Annotated in this window: 14 protein-coding genes; 12 read left to right on the top strand and 2 right to left on the bottom strand. The window is 63.1% G+C overall.

The window, feature by feature from the left end; translation table 11 throughout:
* The first annotated feature begins 303 nt into the window (after positions 1-303).
* The 8 genes from GYA94_RS11095 to GYA94_RS11060 all read left to right on the top strand — a co-directional run bounded on the left by GYA94_RS11095 (position 304) and on the right by GYA94_RS11060 (position 10867).
* Positions 304-1929, top strand: a complete 1626-nt coding sequence (locus GYA94_RS11095; RefSeq protein WP_054881441.1) for an ABC transporter substrate-binding protein — start codon at positions 304-306, stop codon at positions 1927-1929.
* Positions 1930-2074: 145 nt separating this feature from the next.
* Positions 2075-3667 (top strand): ABC transporter substrate-binding protein, encoded by a 1593-nt coding sequence (locus tag GYA94_RS11090; protein WP_161892316.1) that lies wholly within the window; start codon positions 2075-2077, stop codon positions 3665-3667.
* A 146-nt stretch (positions 3668-3813) separates the two neighbouring features.
* Positions 3814-5193 carry an OprD family porin gene (locus GYA94_RS11085; RefSeq protein WP_161892315.1) on the top strand — a complete coding sequence of 460 codons (1380 nt, stop codon included), beginning with the start codon at positions 3814-3816 and terminating at the stop codon, positions 5191-5193.
* A gap of 78 nt (positions 5194-5271) precedes the next feature.
* Positions 5272-6882, top strand: coding sequence for an ABC transporter substrate-binding protein (locus GYA94_RS11080; protein ID WP_110679967.1), 1611 nt, complete (start codon positions 5272-5274; stop codon positions 6880-6882).
* 90 nt (positions 6883-6972) lie between these two features.
* A complete protein-coding gene (locus GYA94_RS11075; protein ID WP_009685151.1) occupies positions 6973-7983 on the top strand; it encodes an ABC transporter permease subunit in 1011 nt (336 codons plus the stop codon).
* Positions 7984-7993: 10 nt separating this feature from the next.
* Positions 7994-8920, top strand: a complete 927-nt coding sequence (locus GYA94_RS11070) for an ABC transporter permease subunit (RefSeq protein WP_009685150.1) — start codon at positions 7994-7996, stop codon at positions 8918-8920.
* Positions 8921-8930: 10 nt separating this feature from the next.
* On the top strand, positions 8931-9899 hold the full coding sequence (locus tag GYA94_RS11065) for an ABC transporter ATP-binding protein (RefSeq protein ID WP_029885062.1): 969 nt from the start codon (positions 8931-8933) through the stop codon (positions 9897-9899).
* The gene (locus GYA94_RS11060) at positions 9899-10867 is read left to right on the top strand and encodes a peptide ABC transporter ATP-binding protein (RefSeq protein ID WP_161892314.1); all 969 of its coding nucleotides are present in this window, start codon (positions 9899-9901) and stop codon (positions 10865-10867) included. Before GYA94_RS11065 ends, GYA94_RS11060 begins: the two co-directional genes overlap by 1 nt.
* 318 nt (positions 10868-11185) lie before the next feature.
* On the opposite strand, the gene GYA94_RS11055 is transcribed toward GYA94_RS11060, so the two are convergent.
* Positions 11186-12085, bottom strand: coding sequence for a hypothetical protein (locus GYA94_RS11055; RefSeq protein ID WP_047150133.1), 900 nt, complete (start codon positions 12083-12085; stop codon positions 11186-11188).
* 211 nt (positions 12086-12296) lie between these two features.
* Between GYA94_RS11055 and GYA94_RS11050 the strand changes: the two genes are divergently transcribed.
* From GYA94_RS11050 to GYA94_RS11035, 4 genes are all read left to right on the top strand, one after another.
* Positions 12297-13097: an AraC family transcriptional regulator gene (locus GYA94_RS11050; protein ID WP_009685145.1), complete on the top strand. Its 801-nt coding sequence runs from the start codon at positions 12297-12299 to the stop codon at positions 13095-13097.
* A 64-nt stretch (positions 13098-13161) separates the two neighbouring features.
* Positions 13162-14568, top strand: a complete 1407-nt coding sequence (locus GYA94_RS11045) for an NAD(P)/FAD-dependent oxidoreductase (RefSeq protein ID WP_161892313.1) — start codon at positions 13162-13164, stop codon at positions 14566-14568.
* Positions 14569-14599: 31 nt separating this feature from the next.
* Entirely contained in the window at positions 14600-14941 is a 342-nt protein-coding gene (locus tag GYA94_RS11040) for a cupin domain-containing protein (protein WP_009685143.1), read from the top strand.
* Positions 14942-14993: 52 nt separating this feature from the next.
* Positions 14994-16073, top strand: coding sequence for a polyamine ABC transporter substrate-binding protein (locus tag GYA94_RS11035; RefSeq protein ID WP_161892312.1), 1080 nt, complete (start codon positions 14994-14996; stop codon positions 16071-16073).
* Positions 16074-16180: 107 nt separating this feature from the next.
* Here GYA94_RS11035 and GYA94_RS11030 read toward each other — a convergent pair whose 3' ends face one another.
* A complete protein-coding gene (locus GYA94_RS11030) occupies positions 16181-17764 on the bottom strand; it encodes a peptide chain release factor 3 (RefSeq protein ID WP_003248481.1) in 1584 nt (527 codons plus the stop codon).
* Between the last annotated feature and the right edge of the window lie 254 nt (positions 17765-18018).

The raw sequence follows: 18018 nt of genomic DNA, 5'->3' as shown, positions 1-18018 counted from the left end.
AGGCCGCTCCTACAGGGGCCGTGTGGGGGCTGAAAAAAGCGTTTCAGACCTTTCTTACGCACCGTTCAGGTGCATCCTACAAAATTCCCGCCTCGAAACACCTCGAAAAAAGCCATCATTTTGCCCACGCAAACGTTTAACTTCGCCGAAAGTTATAGCGATGCGACATCCATGTACGTTCGTGCCACATTCCCGGCGCCAACTATCCTTGTACCTGTTGCATTGGGAACATCCCCTGCATAAGTATCCGCAGGTCGGCTCACGAGGCCACCTCACTCGAAAAATGACAAAAATGAGGCCACCATGCTCAAACACGCAGTCATACCGTTCCTGCTCGGTGCAGGCTTGCTCACCGGTGCTCCGTCGGCACTTGCCGCGTCCAACCTGGTGTTCTGCTCCGAAGGCAGCCCGGCCGGCTTCGATCCAGGGCAATACACTACCGGCACCGACTTCGACGCCTCGGCCGAAACCGTCTTCAACCGCCTGACGCAGTTCGAACGCGGCGGCACTGCAGTGATACCCGGCCTGGCCACCCGCTGGGACGTGTCCGACGATGGCAAGACCTACACCTTCCACCTGCGCGAGGGGGTGAAGTTCCACACCACCGACTACTTCAAGCCGACCCGCCCGTTCAACGCCGACGACGTGCTGTTCACCTTCAACCGCATGCTCGACAAGGACCACCCCTTCCGCAAGGCCTACCCGACCGAGTTCCCGTACTTCACCGACATGGGCATGGACAAGAACATCGCCAAGCTGGAGAAGCTTGACGAGCACACCGTCAAGTTCACCCTCAACGAGGTCGATGCAGCGTTCATCCAGAACCTGGCCATGAGCTTCGCCTCGATCCAGTCCGCCGAATACGCCGACCAGTTGCTCAAGGACGGCAAGGCCGCCGACATCAACCAGAAGCCGATCGGCACCGGCCCGTTCGTGTTCAGCAAGTACCAGAAGGACGCGCAGATCCGCTTCAAGGGCAACAAGGACTACTGGAAGCCCGAGGACGTGAAGATCGACAACCTGATCTTCGCCATCACCACCGACGCCTCGGTGCGCATGCAGAAGCTGAAAAAGAACGAATGCCAGGTCACCCTGTTCCCACGCCCGGCCGATATCGAGCCGCTGAAGGCCGACAAGAACCTGCAGATGCCCCAGCAGGCCGGCTTCAACCTGGGTTACATCGCCTATAACGTGATGGACCAGATCAAGGGCAGCAACCAGCCCAACCCCATGGCCCAGCTGAAAGTGCGCCAGGCGCTGGACATGGCCGTGGACAAGAAACGGATCATCGAGTCGGTCTACCAGGGCGCCGGCCAGCTGGCGGTCAACGCCATGCCGCCCACGCAGTGGTCGTATGACACCAGCATCAAGGACGCACCGTTCGACCCGGAAAAAGCCAAACAACTGCTCAAGGAAGCCGGCATCAAGGAAGGCACCGAAATCACCCTGTGGGCCATGCCCGTGCAACGCCCGTACAACCCCAATGCCAAGCTGATGGCCGAAATGCTGCAGTCCGACTGGGCCAAGATCGGCATCAAGGCAAAAATTGTCAGCTATGAGTGGGGCGAGTACATCAAGCGCTCCAAAGCCGGCGAACAGGGCGCCATGCTGATTGGCTGGAGCGGCGACAACGGTGACCCGGACAACTGGCTAGGCACCCTCTACGGCTGCGATGCCATTGACGGCAACAACTTCTCCAAGTGGTGCTACAAGCCCTACGACAGCCTGATCAAACAGGCCAAGGCCACCTCCGACCAGGCCAAGCGCACCGAGCTGTACCAGCAGGCACAGCGCATCCTCAAGGAGCAGGTGCCGATCACCCCGATCGCCCACTCCACCGTCTACCAGCCGATGAGCGTCAAGGTGAAGGACTTCAAGATCAGCCCGTTCGCGCTGAACGCCTTCTACGGCGTCAGCGTGGACAAATAGGGTAGCCCCGGCACCCGCCAGCTGGTGGGTGTCCTCCCCTCCAATCACTAATTTTTGTCGGCCTGTAGCTATCCGCTGCGGGGTCGGCACACTGTTGCCGCCATTCGTACCCGTGGGCGGTGCAAACAGAGGAAAAGGACTTGCCATGCGCCACGCCACCCGACTTGCTGCCCTGCTGGCCCTGGGCCTGATCAGCCAGGCCCCCCACCTGTACGCCAACAGCCTGGTGTTCTGCTCCGAGGGCAGCCCTGCCGGTTTCGACACCGCCCAGTACACCACCGCCACCGACAACGACGCCGCCGAACCGATCTACAACCGCCTGGTCGAGTTCGAACGTGGCGGCACCGCCGTGCACCCTGCCCTGGCTACCCGCTGGGAGGTGTCCGACGACGGCTTGAACTACACATTCCATCTGCGTGAGGGGGTCAGGTTTCACAGCAACAAGGCCTTCACGCCCAGCCGCGACTTCAATGCCGACGACGTGCTGTTCACCTTCAACCGCATGCTCGACAAAGGCCACCCGTTCCGCCAGGCCTACCCCACCGAGTTCCCCTATTTCATCAGCATGGGCCTGGACAAGAACATCGCCCGGGTCGAGAAACGCGACCCTCTGACCGTGGTGTTCACCCTGAACGCGGTGGATGCCGCATTCATTCAGAACCTGGCCATGAGCTTCGCCTCGATCCTCTCTGCCGAGTACGCCGAGCAGCTGCTGGCCAGCGGGCGTGCCAGTGACATCAACCAGCAGCCGATCGGCACCGGCCCGTTCGTGTTCCAGCGCTACCAGAAGGACTCGCAGATCCGCTACAAGGGCAACAAGGCCTACTGGGCCCCCGAGCAGGTCAAGCTCGACAACCTGGTGTTTTCGATCAACGTAGACCCCTCGGTGCGCATCCAGAAACTGCGCCGCAACGAATGCCAGGTCACCCTGCACCCGCGCCCGGCCGACCTGCCGGCCCTTCGCGCCGACAGCCAGCTGCAGGTGCTGCAGCAGCCGGGCTTCAACCTCGGCTACATCGCCTACAACACCCGCCATGCACCGTTCGACCGCCTGGAAGTACGCCAGGCGCTGGACATGGCGGTGAACAAGCAAGCCATTATCCAGGCGGTGTACCAGGACGCCGGCCAGTTGGCAGTCAACGCCATGCCACCGACCCAATGGTCCTACGACAACAGCCTCAAGGATGCCCCATACAACCCGGAAAAGGCCCGCCAACTGCTGCGCCAGGCCGGCGTAGCGCCAGGTACCGAGGTCACCTTGTGGGCCATGCCGGTGCAGCGCCCGTACAACCCCAACGCCAAGCTGATGGCCGAAATGCTGCAGGCCGACTGGAACAAACTCGGCCTCAAGGTGCGCATCGTCAGCTACGAGTGGGGCGAATACGTAAAGCGCATGAAAAACGGCGAGCACGACATCGCCCTGATCGGCTGGACCGGTGACAACGGCGACCCCGACAACTGGCTGGGCACCCTCTACAGCTGCGCCGCCATTGGCAGCAACAACTACTCGCAGTGGTGCGATCCGCAGTACGACAGCCTGGTCATGCAGGCCAAGCGCGTGAGCGACCCGGTGCAACGCAGCGCCCTGTACCAGCAGGCACAGCAGCGCCTCAAGCAGCAGGTGCCGATCACCCCGGTGGCCCATTCCACCGTCAACCAGCCGCTCAGCGTCAAGGTTTCCCAATTCAAGGTCAGCCCGTTTGGGCGCAATGATTTCTCCGGTGTGAGTGTTGACTGATGGCCAACCTGCACCGGCCGCTTCGCCGGTACAGGCAACACAGCGTCCGGATCAAGCCCGGCAACCCCGCGGCAACCCTGGCAACACCGCAGCAAGCACCCGGCCCACAAGGCCGGCCATAACTAGAAAAGAAAGGGAGCTTCAACTTGAAACTATTCACCTTGAGCGCACTGGCCTTATCCATCAGTGCAGTGACCACCGTGGCCCAGGCTGACCCGCAAAGCCAGGCGTTCATTCCCATCACCCCCAAGAGCACCAGCGAGCAAGCCCAGGCCAGCGGTTTTATCGAGGGGCAGAACCTGTCCGGCAGCACCCGTAACTGGTACGCCCGCGAACGCGCGGCGCGCGCCCCCCTGTGGAAGTACTACAAGAACGACGGCACCCGCCACGACACCCACAGCCGTGAGAACTGGGTGCAGGGCACCATCCTCAACTACAGCTCCGGCTTTACCGAAGGCACCGTCGGTATCGCCGTCGAGGCCGCCGGCTACAATGCCATTGCGCTGCAGCAGAGCCGCCAGGCCGTAGCCGGCCCCAACAACCGCACCCTCACCCACAGCGACGGCGACCCCATCGGCCAGTGGAGCAAGCTGGGCCTGGGCAACATCAAGGCACGCGTGTCCAACACCACACTCACCCTGGGCCGGCAATCGGTGGACACACCCATGATCGCCTACATCGGCAACCGTGCCCTGCCGTCAAGCTTCCAGGGCGTGTTCCTGCACAGCGCCGAGTTCGACAACCTCAACTTCGACCTGGGCACCTTCGACCGCGTTTCGCCGCGTACCGAGCAAAGCCTCAGCAAGTTCCGCAGCGAGTACAGCGCCACTGGCGTGGAAACCGACCGTGCCAGCACTGCCGGCATCAACTACCAGCCGTTCAAGAGCCTGAGCACCAGCCTGTACGCCACCAAAGTCGATGACTTCTGGAACCAGTACTACTTCGGCGCCAACCACGTGCTTGGCGACAGTGCGGTGCTCAGCCTGACCACTGGCCTGAACTACTACAAGACAGTCGACGCCGGCAGCCAGAAAATGGGCAAGATCGACAACGACACCTACAGCCTGTCGTTCGGCCTGACCCACCAGGCGCACACCCTCAGCGCTTCGTGGCAGCAGGTCAACGGCAACGAATACTTCGACTACCTGCACGAAACCAACGGCATTTTCCTGGCCAACTCGTTGCTGTCGGACTTCAACGGCCCGAACGAGAAATCCCTGCAGATTTCCTACGTGCTGAACATGGCGCCCTACGGCGTGCCAGGCTTGAAGTTCAACCTGTACAACGCCCGTGGCTGGGGCATCGATGGCACCCACTACCGTGGCACCGCCTATGACGTAAGGGGCCTGGATGGCGAAACCCACTACGAGTGGGGTATCGGCACCAGCTACGCGGTGCAGAGCGGGCCGCTGAAGGACACCAGTATCCGCGCCACCTACACCACGCACCGCGCCAGTAAAGCGCAGGCCGATGGCAGCCTGGACGAGTTCCGCGTGGTCACCACCATCCCATTCAACATTCTCTGACCGTTTGCGCCACGGCCCGCTGCACGGCGGGCCTTGGCGGCTACGCTGGAATCAATGCACGCAGGGAGTCTTCAACCCATGCACAGAGTTTTCATCAAGTCGCGACCGCTACGCCTGGCGCTGGCTGCGCTGGTGCTCGGCAGTGCCACGCAACTGGCGGCCAAGCCGCTGGTGGTCTGCACCGAAGCCAGCCCGGAAGGCTTCGACGTGGTCCAGTACACCACCGCCGTCACCTTCGACGCGTCCTCTGAAACACTGTTCAACCGCCTGGTGGACTTCAAACCCGGGACCACCGACATCGAGCCGGCCCTGGCCGAGCGCTGGGACATTTCAGCAGATGGCCTGACCTATACCTTTCACCTGCGCAAGGGCGTGAAGTTCCACAGCACCGACTACTTCACACCCACCCGCGAATTCAACGCCGACGATGTGCTGTGGAGCCTGCGGCGCCAGCTGGACCCGGCCCACCCGTGGCACGACAAGACCAGCGTCGGCTACCCGTACTTCGAGAGCATGGCCTTCAGCCAGTTGCTCAAGGCGGTGGACAAGACCGACGAGCATACCGTGGTGATCACCCTCACCCGCCCCGAAGCACCGTTCCTGCATGACATGGCCATGGGCTTCACCTCTATCTATTCGGCAGAATACGGCGACCAGTTGCTCAAGGCCGGCAAGGCCGCCGAGCTGAACAGCAAACCCATCGGCACCGGGCCGTTCATCTTCCAGCGCTACAACAAGGACGCGCAGGTCCGCTTCAAACCCAACCCCGACTACTTCCGCGGCAAACCGCCGGCCGACGCCCTGATCTTCGCCATTGCCACCGACAGCAATGTGCGCCTGCAGAAATTGCGCGCCAATGAGTGCCAGGTGGCGCTGTACCCCAAGCCGGACGATGTGCCCTCGATCAAGGCCGACCGCACCCTCAAGGTGGCTGAAACCGAAGCGCTGGTGACCGGCTATGTTGCCATGAACACCCAGCACAAGTACCTCAGCGACGTGCGCGTGCGTAAAGCCATCAACATGGCGTTCGACCGCCAGACCCACGTCGACCAGCTGTTCGGCAAAGGTAATGCATTGGTCGGGGTGAACCCCTACCCGCCCAGCATGATGGGCTTCAACCCGGCCAACCAGAACCCGCCGCGTGACCTTGCCAAGGCGCGCGCCCTGCTCAAGGAGGCGGGTGTGCCGGAGGGCACCGTCATCACCCTGTTCACCCGCAACGGCGGTGGCATGACCAACCCCAACCCGCGCCTGTCGGCCGAGATGCTGCAGGCCGACCTCGGCCAGATCGGCCTGAAGCTGGATATCCGTGTGATGGAGTGGGCCGAGATGCTGCGCCGCGCCAAGCGCGGTGAAGCCGACCTGGTGTCCACCGGCTGGGCGGGCGACAACGGCGACCCGGACAACTTCCTCACCCCCCTGCTCAGTTGCGAGGCGGCCAAGACCGGCGAGAACTATGCGCGCTGGTGCAACCCTAAGTTCCAGGAGCTGATCAGCCGAGCCCGCGAGGTGGTCGACAACGACGAACGGGCAAGGCTCTATAGCGAGGCATTGAAGGTGTACGATGACGACCAACCGTGGATCAGCATGGCCCACCCGAAGATGTTCACCGCCATGCGTGACAATGTAGAGGGCTACGTGATCAGCCCTCTGGCCAAAAACAACTTCGCCACCACCCGGGTGAAGTAGAACAACGACGACCGCCGGCGCCCAGCAGGGAACCGGCGGCACTGCCGTAGCGTGCTGCTGGCCGTACGGTCTGATGAGGTAACCCCGACAATGTTGAGTTTTATTGCCCGGCGCCTTGGCCTGCTGATACCGACCTTTTTCGGCATCACGTTGCTGACTTTCGCGCTCATACGCCTGATCCCCGGCGACCCGGTGGAAGTGATGATGGGCGAGCGCAGGGTCGACCCCGAAATGCATGCCCAGGCCATGGAGCGCCTGGGCTTGAACAAACCCCTGCCGGTCCAGTACCTGGACTATGTCGGCAAGCTGGCCCAGGGCGACCTGGGTGAATCGCTGCGCACCCGCGAAAGCGTGTGGCGCGAGTTCCTGACCTTGTTCCCGGCCACCCTGGAACTGGCCTTTGCCGCGCTGTTGTTCGCTGGCGTGGTCGGCTTGCTGGCCGGGGTGATCGCGGCGCTCAAACGCGGCTCGCTGTTCGACCACGGGGTAATGGGCATATCCCTGGCGGGCTATTCGATGCCGATCTTCTGGTGGGGTCTGATCCTGATCATGTTCTTCTCGGTGAGCCTGGGCTGGACCCCGGTGTCCGGGCGCATCGACCTGCTCTACGACATCGAGCCGAAAACCGGCTTCATGCTGATCGACACCCTGCTCAGCGATGAGGAAGGTTCATTCAAGGACGCGGTGATGCACCTGATTCTGCCTGCCATCGTGCTCGGCACCATCCCGCTGGCGGTAATCGCGCGCATGACCCGCTCATCGATGCTTGAAGTGCTGCGCGAGGACTACATCCGCACAGCCCGTGCCAAAGGCCTGTCGCCGGCCCGGGTGGTGTTCGTGCATGGCCTGCGCAACGCATTGATCCCGGTGCTCACCGTGTTCGGCCTGCAGGTCGGCACGCTGTTGGCCGGTGCGGTGCTGACCGAAACCATCTTCTCCTGGCCGGGCATCGGCAAATGGCTGATCGAAGCCATCGGCGCCCGTGACTACCCCGTGGTCCAGAACGGCATCCTGCTGATCGCCTGCCTGGTAATCCTGGTCAACTTCGTCGTGGACATTCTCTACGGCCTGGCCAACCCACGCATCCGTCATCAGCGCTGAGGCCCTTGCCATGACTAGCCCGATTCCGAAATCCGTGTCGCCGGCCAGCCCGGTGGACCAAAGCCTGCTCTACCCTTCGCCGTACAAAGAATTCTGGCAAGCCTTCGCGCGCAACAAAGGCGCGGTGATGGGCCTGGCGTTCATGTGCCTGGTGGTGTTCTGCGCGCTGTTCGCGCCATGGGTCGCCCCCCATGACCCCAGCGAGCAGTACCGCGACTTCCTGTTGACCCCACCGGTGTGGCTGGAAGGCGGCACCTGGCAGTTCATCCTTGGCACCGACGAACTCGGCCGCGACCTGCTTTCACGCCTGATCCAGGGCGCGCGGCTGTCGCTGCTGATCGGCCTGTCCTCGGTGGTGATGTCGCTGATCCCGGGCATCCTGCTGGGCCTGCTGGCCGGGTTCTTCCCGCAACTGCTGGGCCCGTCGATCATGCGCCTGATGGACGTGATGCTGGCACTGCCGTCGCTGCTGCTGGCGGTGGCGATCGTCGCCATTCTCGGCCCAGGCCTGATCAACACGGTGATTGCGATCGCCATCGTGTCGCTGCCCTCTTACGTGCGCCTGACCCGCGCCGCCGTGATGGGCGAGCTGAACCGCGACTACGTCACGGCCGCACGCCTGGCCGGCGCCGGCTTGCCACGCCTGATGTTCGTCACGGTGCTGCCCAACTGCATGGCACCGTTGATCGTGCAGGCCACCTTGAGTTTTTCCTCGGCGATCCTCGACGCCGCTGCCCTGGGCTTCCTTGGCCTGGGCGTGCAGCCGCCCACCCCCGAGTGGGGCACCATGCTGGCTTCGGCGCGTGACTACATCGAGCGTGCCTGGTGGGTGGTGAGCCTGCCCGGCCTGACCATTCTGCTCAGTGTGTTGGCAATCAACCTGATGGGCGACGGCCTGCGCGATGCGCTGGACCCGAAACTCAAGAACGCCGCCTGAGGAGAACGCCATGTCACTGTTACAGATCAACAACCTGAACGTGCGCTTCGGCGACGCCACTGCCGTACCGGTGGTCGATGGCCTGGACCTGGCGGTGGACGCCGGCGAGATCCTGGCGATCGTTGGCGAGTCCGGCTCGGGTAAATCGGTCACCATGATGGCCCTGATGGGCCTGATCGATGCGCCTGGGCGCATTACCGCCGACGCCCTCACGTTCGACGGCACCGACATGCTCAAGCTCAGCGGCCGGCAACGGCGCAAGGTGGTGGGCAAGGACATCGCCATGGTCTTCCAGGACCCGATGACCGCACTGAACCCCAGCTACACGGTAGGTTTCCAGATCGAGGAGGTACTGCGCCAACACTTGGGCCTGAAGGGCAAGGCAGCGCGCCAACGTGCCCTTGAGCTATTGAAAAAGGTCGAGATCCCGGCGGCGGAAAGCCGCTTGGATGCCTACCCGCACCAGTTGTCCGGCGGCATGAGCCAGCGTGTGGCGATTGCCATGGCGATTGCCGGCGAACCCAAGCTGCTGATCGCCGACGAGCCCACCACCGCGCTGGACGTGACGATCCAGGCGCAGATCATGGAGCTGCTGGTGAACCTGCAGAAAGAGCGCAACATGGCGCTGATCCTCATCACCCACGACCTTGCCGTGGTCGCCGAAACGGCCAGGCGGGTGTGCGTGATGTATGCCGGCCAGGCGGTGGAAGTTGGCCAGGTTCCGGAGCTGTTCGACCTGCCGGCCCACCCTTACAGCGAAGCCCTGCTGGCGGCCATCCCCGAACACAGCCTTGGCGCCGAACGCCTGGCCACCCTGCCCGGCATCGTGCCTGGCCGCTACGACCGCCCCGTGGGCTGCCTGCTGTCGCCGCGCTGCCCTTATGTACAGGACAACTGCCGGCGCCAGCGCCCGCCCCTCGACCCTCAGGCGCACAGCCTGGTGCGTTGCTTCTACCCGCTGAACCAGGAGGTGGCGTAATGGCCGTGGTTCTGACTGCCCGGGAATTGACCCGGCATTACGAAGTATCCCGCGGGCTGTTCAAAGGCCACGCACTGGTCCGCGCGCTCAACGGCGTGTCGTTCGAGCTGGAGGCCGGCAAGACCCTGGCGGTGGTGGGTGAGTCTGGCTGCGGCAAGTCGACCCTGGCCCGCGCCCTGACATTGATCGAAGAGCCGTCTTCCGGCTCCCTGCAAATTGCCGGCACCGAAGTCACTGGCGCCAGCAAGGCCCAGCGCAAGCAACTGCGCCGCGACGTGCAGATGGTATTCCAGAGCCCCTACGCTTCGCTCAACCCTCGGCAGAAGATTGGCGACCAGTTGGCCGAACCTTTGCTGATCAACACCTCGCTGAGCAAGGCCGAACGGCGAGACAAGGTGCAGAAGATGATGGAGCAGGTCGGCCTGCGCCCCGAACATTATCAGCGCTACCCGCACATGTTCTCTGGCGGCCAGCGCCAGCGCATCGCCCTGGCCCGGGCGATGATGCTGCAGCCCAAGGTACTGGTGGCAGACGAACCGACCTCGGCGCTGGACGTGTCGATCCAGGCACAGGTACTGAACCTGTTCATGGACTTGCAGGAGGAGTTCAACACCGCCTACGTGTTCATCTCGCACAACCTGGCGGTGGTGCGGCACGTGGCCGACCAAGTGCTGGTGATGTACCTGGGAAGGCCCGCAGAAATGGGGCCCAAGGAGGACATCTACGAGAAGCCGCTGCACCCGTACACCCAGGCACTGCTGTCAGCGACGCCGGCGATTCATCCCGACCCGCTGAAGCCGAAAATCAGAATTGCCGGGGAATTGCCCAACCCGCTGAACCCACCGAACGGCTGCGCGTTCCACAAGCGCTGCCCACATGCCACTGAACGCTGCGCCAAGGACGTGCCGGCGTTCAGGCAAGTCGGTACCCGGCAAGTGGCCTGTCATTACGCGGAGCAGTTTCTTTAATCAGTTGCCAGAGCGGCCCGCGCTGGCGTGAGGTTCACGCGACCTCTGCAGAAGCGGCCTTGCGCCGCGATGGGCCGCCCCGCGGCCCCCAGCCGTTCAATGCATGAAAATCCAGATCAGGATAATCACCGGTATCGGTACGCCGATCATCCACAGCAATATCGAGCGCATGTTCAACCTCCGTCAACGGTGGCAATAGCAAAGGGCGGCCTGGGCCGCCCTTTGCTGTCAGTGCATGAACAGTGCAATCAGGATGATCACGGGAATCGGTACTCCAAGCATCCACAGCAATATCGAGCGCATGGTAATTCTCCTTGCTTAACGTTGAACGGTGCGGGTAGTGACGTAGTCGCCTTCCAGCCACTGCACGCGGTCGCGCAGACGACCGCCATACAGGGCCGCGACGCTGGCGATGAAGGCGCCGCACAGCAGCGCGACGAAGGTCCACAGGGCAGTCCAGGCAGCTACCTTGGCGGCAGTATCGGCGGCTTGCTTGGCATCGGTTTTCAGCTGTTGCACCTGAGCCATTACCTGGTCCACACGGGCTTCGGCTTCGGCCTGGGTCAGGCGGGTACGCTGCGCTACCAACTGGGCCAGGTAGGTACGGTCCTCAGGAGGCAATGCGCCGTCCCCGGCAATGCCCTTGGCCAGAATGCGCGCGGCAACCCCATTGGCGGCGTCTTCGCTGACTGGCGCCGGGCCGTCACCGCGGAACAGGCTGTCGACGAAGTACCCCATCGAGTCATTGTTGCTGCCGGTAGCCGCCGATGCACCTGCGGCAGCAGACACCGTGGCCGCTTGCGACGCAGCGCTGGCCCCGGCACCTACCAGGTTGCCCGCCGCGCCCAGCACCAGCATGGCGGCGACCAGGGTGGCAACTGCCCACGACAGGAAGCCATGCGCGGTATCGCGGAAGTACACCTCGTCACCGTGCAGGTTGGCCCACTTCACCCGCAGCCGGCCGGCAATGTAGCCGCCCATGCCCGATGCGATGATCTGCGTGAGCAGCAGCCAGACAATGGTAGAAACGCCCAGGGCTTTGGCACTCGCCCCTTCGTCAGCCCAAGGCGAGGTGGCGGCGAAGCCCAACCCCGCGCCCAGTACCACAAGGATGAGGGAAACGGATGCGGCAGCAGCCGCGCCAGCGAAGATCGCCGCCCAGGAAACACCTGAACGGCTTTGCGTATCGACAGCGGGGTAGTCGGCAGAGGTGATCATGATGTGTGCGCCTTATGTTGTTAGCGAGAATTCCATTCGCGCAGTAACCTTTGCAGTAGCTGTGCCAGCTGTGACAAAAAATGACGCCCATATAAATCAGTGGCTTAGCTCGCTGGCTGCCTGCTGAACCGTGCAAAATGCGCGAAAGCGCCCTATCCATCAGGTGTTCTGCATTCTTGTGATGGCCTGGCCGGCAAGGCATGATCCAGCCATGACGCTCCCCGATGACCCCGCCCAGACCCCACTCACCGCCGAGACCGTGCTGCGCTACCACCTGTGCTGGAAGCACCGTGACCTCGACGGCGTGATGGCGCTTTATCACCCTGATGTCCAGTATCACGACTTCTTCCAGAACCGCGTGCTGGGCTATCGCGAACTGCGCGACTACGTGCGCGCCTGCCTACCCCACGAAGCCGGCGAAGACATCGTCCACAGTGACCGTATCCGCGTCGATGGCTGCACCGCGTTCATCCAGTACCAGGTTACGGTGCAGGGCGGCGATGGCCTGGTGGCGTTTCAGTCCAGCGAGGCAATTACCGTGAGGGACGGCCTGATCTGGCGGGTCAACGAATATGCGACCCTGGTGCGCCAGCACGGCAACACCGCGGGCACCGGCGGCGCGCGGCCAGCCACCAGCCGCCTGGGCCTGTCACCGCGGCAGCTGTCGACCATGGCCCAGGACCTGGAACACTATTTTCAGCGCCAGCGCCCCTATCTGGACCCTGAACTGGATCTGCAGCAAGTTGCCGATGCCAGTGGCTACAGCCGCAACCAGATTTCCTACCTGCTGAATCAGGTGCTTGGGCAAAGCTTCTACCGCTACGTCAACCAGGCGCGCCTGCAGCACCTGATGGCCAGCCTTGATGACAACAGCGCCGGAACACCCATCGATGACCTGGCGTTCAACGCTGGCTTCAATTCGCTGTCGGCGTTCTACAAGTGCTTCCGTGAACACACCGGGCTCACACCCAAGGCCTACCTGAAGCAAATTTCCCTGCGTGCACGCACGTAAGACAGCCGCCCATTCGCCCGACTAGGATCGGCCACAGACCTTGACGGACGTGGAGCCGAACCCGATGCAACCCCTGCGCACGCTCAGCCTGTGGATGGACCAGCTCGACGAGCCGCTGTGCGCCCGCCCGGCCCTGCGCGACGACCTGGACGCGGATGTGTGCATCATCGGTGCGGGCTACACCGGGCTATGGACCGCCTACTACCTCAAGCGCCAGGCACCCCAGCTGAACATTGCGCTGATCGATGCCAACATCGCCGGCTTCGGCGCCTCTGGGCGCAACGGCGGCTGGCTGATGGGCAACCTGCTCGGCGAAGACCGCCTGCTCGCCAGCCTGTCACCGCAGCAGCGCCGCGCCAGCATCGACCTGCTGCACGGAATTCCGGACGAGGTGCACAGCGTGCTGCAGCGCGAAGGCATCGACTGCCACTACCGCAAAGGCGGCGTACTGTATTGCGCCGCGCGCTACCCGGAACAGGAGCGCAGCCTGCGCGCCTACCTCGACGACCTGTACCGCCAGGGCATGACCGAAGACGACTACCGTTGGTTGCGCCCCGAACAGCTGGACGCGCAGCTACGGGTCAGCAACGCCTATGGCGCGATCTACAGCCCGCACACGGCGACCATCCAGCCGGCCATGCTCGCCCGTGGCCTGGCCCGGGCGCTGGAAGCGCTGGGTGTACCGATCTACGAAAATACCCCAGCCATCGACTGGCAACCGGGTGAGGTGCGTACACCACTGGCGCGCATTCGCTGCCAATGGGTGGTGCCCGCCGTGGAAGGCTACGCCGCCAGCCTGCCACCGCTAGGCAAACACCAACTGCCGGTGCAGAGCCTGCTGGTGGCCACCGAGCCACTCCCCGAGGCGACCTGGGACCAGATCGGCCTGAGCCAGGGCCAGGCCTTCAGCGAGAGCAGCCGCCAGGTCACCTATGGCCAGCGCACGGCCGACAACCGGCTGGTATTCGGCGCCCGGGGCGGGTACCGCTTCGGCGGCCGCCTGCGTGAAAACTTCAACCTCGACGAACATGAAATCGAGCTGCGCCGGTACCTGTTCAGCGAACTGTTCCCACAGTTCAAGCATGTGCGCATCACCCATTCGTGGGGTGGCAACCTTGGCATGGCGCGGCGCTTCCGCCCACACATGCTCTGCGACCGCCAGCGCGGCATCGCCCTGGCCGGCGGTTACGGCGGCGAAGGCGTTGGCGCCACCAACCTGGGCGGGCGGACCCTGGCGGCACTGATCCTCAACCAGCACAACGCGCTGACGGCGCAACCGTGGGTGCTCGACAACCGCCCGGTTTCAAGCCTGGCCAGCTGGCCCCCCGAGCCCTGCCGCTGGCTGGGCTACAACGCAATCATCCAGAGCTTCGTCCACGAGGACCGGACCCTCGCCAACCCCGCCAGCGCGCCTTGGAGGCGGCGCCTGGCCAGCTCGCTCGCGGACTTCATGGAAGGCTTCATGCACTGACTCCCTTTCCCCAACACAGGATCCACCGGTCATGCGCATCACCCAGTTCAAGAATACCGACAGCGTCGCACTGGCTAGCGCCAGCCCGGTAGCGGTGCCGCTCGGCGAACCCGTGGCAGTGGCTTCGGTCACCAGCGTGGAACGCGACGACGGCGTCGAAACCGGTATCTGGGAGTGCACCCCCGGGCGTTGGCGGCGGCAGATCGTGCAACAGGAGTTCTGCCATTTCATCAAGGGCCGCTGCACCTTCACCCCCGACGGTGGCGAGCCCCTGCTTATAGAAGCCGGAGACGCATTGATGCTACCGGCCAATAGCACCGGCACCTGGGACATCCAGGAGACCGTACGCAAGACCTACGTACTGATTTTCTGATCCGCTGATCGCCTGCCTTCGATAACAACAGACAAAGCAAGGTAACCCCGACATGCGCACACGCCTTCTTGCACCCTTGATGCTGGCCGCCAGTGTGGCCAGCGCCGCCGAAACGGTGAAAATCTACAACTGGTCCAGCTACGTGGCACCCGACACGCTGAAAAATTTCCAGCAAGCCACTGGCATCGTGCCCACCTACGACGTGTATGACAGCAACGAAACCCTCGACGGCAAGCTGATGACCGGCAACTCCGGCTACGACGTGGTGTTCCCTTCCAACCACTTCATGGCCCGGCAGATCCAGGGCAAGGCCTTGAAACGCCTGGACAAGTCGCAGCTGCCCAACTGGCAGAACCTCAACCCGGTGCTGCTCAAGGCGCTGGAGGTGAATGACCCGGGCAACCAGTACGGTTTCCCCTACCTGTGGGGCAGCACCGGAATCGGCTACAACATCGACAAGGTCAAAGCGGTACTGGGCGACAACGCGCCGCTGGACTCGTGGGACCTGATCTTCAAGCCCGAATACATGAGCAAGCTGAAAAGCTGCGGTGTAGCGGTGCTGGACAACGGCCCCGAGCTGCTGCCGATTGCCCTGCACTACCTGGGCCTGCCGCACCACAGCCAGAACCCGGCAGACTACGACAAGGCCAAGGCGCTGTTGATGCAGGTACGGCCCTACATCAGCTACTTCCACTCCTCGAAATACACCGGCGACCTGGCCAACGGCGATGTCTGCGTGGTGGTGGGCTTCTCGGGGGATGTGCTGCAGGCGAAGAACCGCGCCGAAGAGGCGCACAACGGCGTCAAGGTGGGCTATTCGATACCCAAGGAAGGCGCGCCCTTGTGGTTCGACATGGTGGCCATGCCGGCCGATGCGCCGGATGAAAAGGCTGGCTATGCCTACATGAACTACCTGATGCAGCCGGAGGTGATGGCCAACATCAGCAACCATGTGCAGTATGCCAACGGCAACCTCAAGGCGGACGGGCTGGTGGACCCTGCCCTGAAGGACAACGCGATGATTTACCCGAGCGAGGCCGTGATGGGCAAGCTGTATGCGCTGGAGGCGATGCCGGCCAAGATCGACCGTATCAGGACGCGGATCTGGACCAGTATCAAGGCCGGGAATTGAAATGGGGCCGCTTTGCGGCCCTTCGCGGGCACGCCCGCTCCCACAGTGATTGCCCGTGGGAGCGGGCGTGCCCGCGAAGGGCTGCAAGGCAGCCCCAAATCCAGTAGTCAGTGGTGCTCGCGGGTAGCGCGGAACTTGATGTCCGGCCAGCGTTCTTCCATCAGCGCCAGGTTGACCCGGGTCGGCGCCAGGTAAGTGAGGTGGCCGCCACCATCGATGGCCAGGTTTTCCATGGCCTTGGTCTGGAATTCCTCGAGCTTCTTCTTGTCGTCGCAGCTGATCCAGCGGGCCGACCACACGGTGATCGGCTCGTAGGCGCACTCGACCTTGTACTCTTCCTTCAGGCGGCTGGCGACCACGTCGAACTGCAGCACACCGACCGCACCCAGGATGATGTCGTTGCTGCGCTCCGGGAAGAACACCTGCGTGGCACCCTCTTCCGCCAGCTGCTGCAAGCCCTGGCGCAGCTGCTTGGACTTCAGCGGGTCCTTCAGGCGCACACGGCGGAACAGCTCCGGGGCGAAGTGCGGGATACCGGTAAAGCCCAGGGCCTCGCCTTCGGTGAAGGTGTCACCGATCTGGATGGTGCCGTGGTTGTGCAGGCCGATGATGTCGCCGGCAAAGGCCTCTTCCAGTTGCTCACGCTCGGAGGAGAAGAAGGTCAGCGCATCGCCGATACGCAGGTCCTTGTTCAGGCGCACGTGGCGCATCTTCATGCCCTTTTCGTACTTGCCCGAGCAGATGCGCATGAACGCGATACGGTCGCGGTGTTTCGGGTCCATGTTCGCCTGGATCTTGAACACGAAACCGGTGAACTTCTCTTCGACCGGCTCTACGGTACGTTCGTGGGCCACACGCCCCAGCGGCCGCGGCGCCCAGTCGACCACCGCGTCGAGCACGTGGTCGACACCGAAGTTACCGAGTGCCGTACCGAAGAACACCGGGGTCAGCTGACCATTGATGAACTCTTCCTGGTTGAACTCGTGGCAAGCACCCTGCACCAGCTCCAGTTGCTCGACGAACGAATCGTATTGGTCACCCAGGTGGGCACGGGCCTCGTCGGAGTCCAGCTTCTGGATGATCTTGGCCTCGGTGCGCTCATGGCCGTGGCCAGGGGTGTAGACCACGATGTAGTCACCGGTGAGGTGGTACACGCCCTTGAAGTCACGGTAGCAACCGATCGGCCAGGTGATCGGCGCGGCCTTGATCTTCAGTACCGCCTCGATCTCGTCGAGCAGTTCGATCGGGTCGCGAATGTCACGGTCGAGTTTGTTGATGAAGCTGACGATGGGCGTGTCGCGCAGGCGGCAGACGTCCATCAGGGCGATGGTCCGCGGCTCTACACCTTTACCGCCGTCCAGCACCATCAGCGCCGAGTCCACTGCGGTCAGGGTGCGGTAGGTGTCTTCGGAAAAGTCTTCGTGGCCGGGGGTGTCGAGCAGGTTGATCATGTGCTCGCGGTACGGGAACTGCATCACCGAGGTGGTGATGGAGATGCCGCGCTGCTTCTCCATTTCCATCCAGTCGGAGGTGGCATGGCGGTCGGACTTGCGCGACTTCACGGTACCGGCGACGGCAATGGCCTTGCCCATCAGCAGCAGCTTTTCGGTGATGGTGGTCTTACCGGCGTCGGGGTGGGAAATGATTGCGAAAGTGCGGCGCTTCGCGACTTCGGCGGCCTGGTTGGTCATGGGAAATCGCCTGACTGGGGGATTTGAAAGGGGCGATATCATACCTGAAGTTGGGCGGGGACCAAAATCTGCTGATGCAGGGGTTGCAGGTCTGGCCCTATCGCTGGCAAGCCAGCTCCCACAGGTACTGCACAGTACTCCAGCCCTGTGTAATACCTGTGGGAGATTCTATGGTTCCTGGCATGGGTAGCCGGAGCATCTTCAGCGCCTGTGAGATCGAGCGCCGCCCGCGCGGCGCAATCGCGAGCTGCGCT

Origin of the sequence: Pseudomonas juntendi, from assembly GCF_009932375.1 — a bacterium.
GTDB lineage: Bacteria > Pseudomonadota > Gammaproteobacteria > Pseudomonadales > Pseudomonadaceae > Aquipseudomonas > Aquipseudomonas juntendi.
Note: the sequence above shows the minus strand (reverse complement) of the source record. Positions and strands in the feature narration are given on the sequence as shown.

What these genes read in the sequence shown, in the direction of transcription:
- GYA94_RS11095 (WP_054881441.1), top strand. Translation starts at nt 304, where the DNA reads ATGCTCAAACACGCAGTCATACCGTTCCTGCTCGGTGCAGGCTTGCTC.
- GYA94_RS11090 (WP_161892316.1), top strand. Translation starts at nt 2,075, where the DNA reads ATGCGCCACGCCACCCGACTTGCTGCCCTGCTGGCCCTGGGCCTGATC.
- GYA94_RS11080 (WP_110679967.1), top strand. Translation starts at nt 5,272, where the DNA reads ATGCACAGAGTTTTCATCAAGTCGCGACCGCTACGCCTGGCGCTGGCT.
- GYA94_RS11075 (WP_009685151.1), top strand. Translation starts at nt 6,973, where the DNA reads ATGTTGAGTTTTATTGCCCGGCGCCTTGGCCTGCTGATACCGACCTTT.
- GYA94_RS11070 (WP_009685150.1), top strand. Translation starts at nt 7,994, where the DNA reads ATGACTAGCCCGATTCCGAAATCCGTGTCGCCGGCCAGCCCGGTGGAC.
- GYA94_RS11065 (WP_029885062.1), top strand. Translation starts at nt 8,931, where the DNA reads ATGTCACTGTTACAGATCAACAACCTGAACGTGCGCTTCGGCGACGCC.
- GYA94_RS11060 (WP_161892314.1), top strand. Translation starts at nt 9,899, where the DNA reads ATGGCCGTGGTTCTGACTGCCCGGGAATTGACCCGGCATTACGAAGTA.
- GYA94_RS11055 (WP_047150133.1), bottom strand. Translation starts at nt 12,085, where the DNA reads ATGATCACCTCTGCCGACTACCCCGCTGTCGATACGCAAAGCCGTTCA.
- GYA94_RS11050 (WP_009685145.1), top strand. Translation starts at nt 12,297, where the DNA reads ATGACGCTCCCCGATGACCCCGCCCAGACCCCACTCACCGCCGAGACC.
- GYA94_RS11045 (WP_161892313.1), top strand. Translation starts at nt 13,162, where the DNA reads ATGCAACCCCTGCGCACGCTCAGCCTGTGGATGGACCAGCTCGACGAG.
- GYA94_RS11040 (WP_009685143.1), top strand. Translation starts at nt 14,600, where the DNA reads ATGCGCATCACCCAGTTCAAGAATACCGACAGCGTCGCACTGGCTAGC.
- GYA94_RS11035 (WP_161892312.1), top strand. Translation starts at nt 14,994, where the DNA reads ATGCGCACACGCCTTCTTGCACCCTTGATGCTGGCCGCCAGTGTGGCC.
- GYA94_RS11030 (WP_003248481.1), bottom strand. Translation starts at nt 17,764, where the DNA reads ATGACCAACCAGGCCGCCGAAGTCGCGAAGCGCCGCACTTTCGCAATC.